2 protein-coding genes are annotated in these 3,054 nt (G+C 48.5%); both read left to right on the top strand.

Translation table 11 applies throughout. The features are described from left to right. Nucleotides 1-1,188, top strand: a 1,188-nt coding sequence (locus H6S82_RS26445; protein WP_191056973.1) for a HAMP domain-containing methyl-accepting chemotaxis protein, incomplete at its 5' end; no start/stop codon positions are given. Between the two features lie 703 nt (nucleotides 1,189-1,891). Further along, the coding region (locus tag H6S82_RS26450; protein ID WP_206756902.1) for an Hpt domain-containing protein at nucleotides 1,892-3,054 on the top strand (1,163 nt) is incomplete at its 3' end.

Consider the following 3,054-nt stretch of genomic DNA (forward strand, 5'->3'; position numbering starts at 1 on the left):
GCCACCGCCGATTTGCAAGCTCAGTTCGATGCTGTCTCTCAAGGCAATTTGAACGTCCAAGCCACAGTTTACTCAGAAGATGAACTCGGTCAATTAGCTTCTGGGTTCAATCAAATGACCCGGATCATGCTCACGACAACCAGCGAAGCACAACGCCGCGCCGAAGAGCAAGAGCAGGCGAAAGAAGATTTGCAACGTCAGGTCATCCGACTGCTGGACGATGTGGAAGGAGCTGCCAGAGGAGACCTCACCGTGCAAGCAGAAGTCACTGCCGATGTACTGGGAGCCGTCGCCGATGCCTTTAACCTCACCATTCAAAACCTGCGCGATATCGTGCAACAGGTGAAAATAGCAGCCCGTCAAGTTAATAAAGGTTCCTCGGATAACGAACGGTTTGCCCGCGAACTGTCTGCCGATGCGCTGCGGCAAGCGGAAGAACTGGCGGTGACTTTGAACCAGGTGCAGGGCATGACCGAGTTGATCCGACGAGTTGCAGATAATGCCAAACAAGCAGAAGATGTGGCTCGCTCGGCTTCTGTGATGGCTATTAAGGGCGGTGAAGCTGTGGAACGAACGGTAGCCAGTATTCTGGGGATTCGGGAAACAGTAGCAGAAACTACGCGAAAAGTCAAGCGCTTGGCAGAATCGTCCCAGGAAATTGCCAAAATAGTTGCCTTGATCGCTCAAATCGCATCCCGTACTAACTTGTTGGCTCTCAACGCCAGTATTGAGGCCGCGAGGGCGGGAGAAGCGGGCCGGGGTTTTGCGATCGTCGCCGATGAAGTGCGGCAGCTGGCAGACAGATCGGCCAAAGCACTCAAGTCGATCGAAGAAATTGTGTTGCAAATCCAAAGCGAAACCGGTTCGGTAATGACCGCAATGGAAGAAGCCACCCAGCAGGTGATCGAAGTTACCAAACGGGCAGAGCAGTCCAAGCGCAGCCTCGACGACATCATTCAAGTGTCCAATCGCATTGACGCCTTGGTACGTTCGATTACCGCCGACACCATCCAGCAGACCCAAACTTCCTACAACGTGGCCCAAGTTGTCCAATCTGTCGAGCTGACCGCTCAAGAAACTTCTCAAGAAGCGCAGCGGGTATCGGGATCGTTGCAACACTTGGTTGGTGTTGCTAGAGACTTACTGACATCCGTTGAACGGTTCCGCGTGGAAACACCAGAAAGATGAAGGGAAAAAGAAGGCAAAAGTAAAAAGTCAAACCACAAAAGCAAAAGCAATAAGTCGCAAAAACGCTCCTAAAAGCAGAAAAGAGCGCAACTTTCTGCTGTCTGTTTCCTTTTTCCCAATTCCATTTTCTTCTTTTCTAGATTATTTATCCGGTTTGACTGCAAACGTTTGATATCTCTTTTTCTTGCTTTCTCTCTCCCTCATCCGCCCAAATGTGCAGCATCACTAATGGAAATTGGGAGTAGGTTTTTGGGCACAATAAATTTAAAAGTATATACTTAAGTGGTGAGAGGCAAAAATAAGCAGTTTTACGGAATCGCGTCAAGAATAATAACGATCGCAAAAATATACCGCACAAAAACAGGTATTAAAAATCTAGGTTTGCAAACCGAGAAATAGATAATTCTTCATCAATCTCCAGCAATCGTTCCGTTGCACCTCACATCTGCCAGGGGTCAATTCCTCAAAACCCTGTCAGGGCGGACGCATCTTACCCTATAAGGTGATGGGTATTGCGACGTTAGGATAAATTAGAGCTATCGGCTACAGTGCTGAGTACCGAGTAACCACGAGAAAGCGTAAAGTAAAGTACTTTTTTCCAAAACTACAGTGTCGGCAAAAAACTAAAATTGAAAACTCAGCACACAGACAGCACGCTGACGCGATCGCTCACGCTAACAAGCACTCTTATGGGGACATGGCTATGCTGCCGGAACAACAACAGCGCATTCTAGGCTATTTCATTGAAGAAGCCAAAGATCACCTCAATACCATTCAACAGGGTTTGCTGAATCTGCAAAGTACCATTGATGACCAGGAAATGGTAAACGAGGTCTTTCGCGCTGCTCACTCGGTTAAAGGGGGGGCAGCAATGCTGGGTATTCACAGCATTCAAAAAACTTCTCACAGACTGGAAGACTATTTCAAAGAACTTAAAGAACGTCCGATTAAAGTTGACCAAAAGCTGGAAAACCTGTTTTTGCGGGTATTTGATACCCTCCAGTTGCTCTTAGACCATCTGCAAGGGCCTTTTGGGTTGTCGGAGGATGTGGGCGAAAATATCATGTCGGATGTCGAGCCGGTCTTTGATGAACTCAAACAGCATCTCGACTTGTTAGGAAATCAGGGCCGCCCGCCGAGCAAAGCGAAACCTTCCGAGTTGCCAGCACTAAATGTTGCCGATTTTGGGCAAGAGGTGATGGCAGTTTTGCGGCAAATGTTGCAGCTATTCAAACCACCGTCTTGGCCGAACAGCCGTCAAGAGCTGCAAGAGTGCTGCAATCGCTTGATTGCGCTTGGGGAAAAGTTTAATTTGCCAACCTGGATTAACTTGTTACGGATGTGCGAGGGTGCTTTAGCCAACGCCGAACATTCTCACACCACGCTGGCACCTGTTGTTATTAAAGAAATTAAAGCAGCTCAAGAATTGGTTTTGGCAGGTCGCGCTAATGAAATCTCTGCGTCGGCGCAACTGCAAGTACTTCAGCCTATAATTCCAGAACCCGAACCTGCGTCGGCAATCTCTGACGATGAGTTCGACGATTTGTTTTCGATCGGTTCGGAGCCGGAAAGTACATTAGACGAACCACTAGCGGCACAAATAGAATTAAGCGAACCCTTCGGCTTTTCCGGTGGGTTTGATGCGGATGATTCTGATTTTGGCTCTGTCACATCGCAATTTTGGGAAACGGAAGAAGCCCAATCTCATCAGCAAAAGGTATTTAGCAATTTCGATTCTTCCACCACGGCACACCCTGCTAAAACCGCCGACCCCACTGGCCCGGAGGTTGGCGCGGCAGAACTGAACACTTTAGCGGATCTGTTCGAGACAGATTTGGAGCTCGATGCAGCTTGGCAAGAAGAAGA

The sequence above is a fragment of the Planktothrix sp. FACHB-1355 genome, assembly GCF_014748295.1.
GTDB classification, from domain to species: domain Bacteria; phylum Cyanobacteriota; class Cyanobacteriia; order Cyanobacteriales; family Aerosakkonemataceae; genus Aerosakkonema; species Aerosakkonema funiforme_A.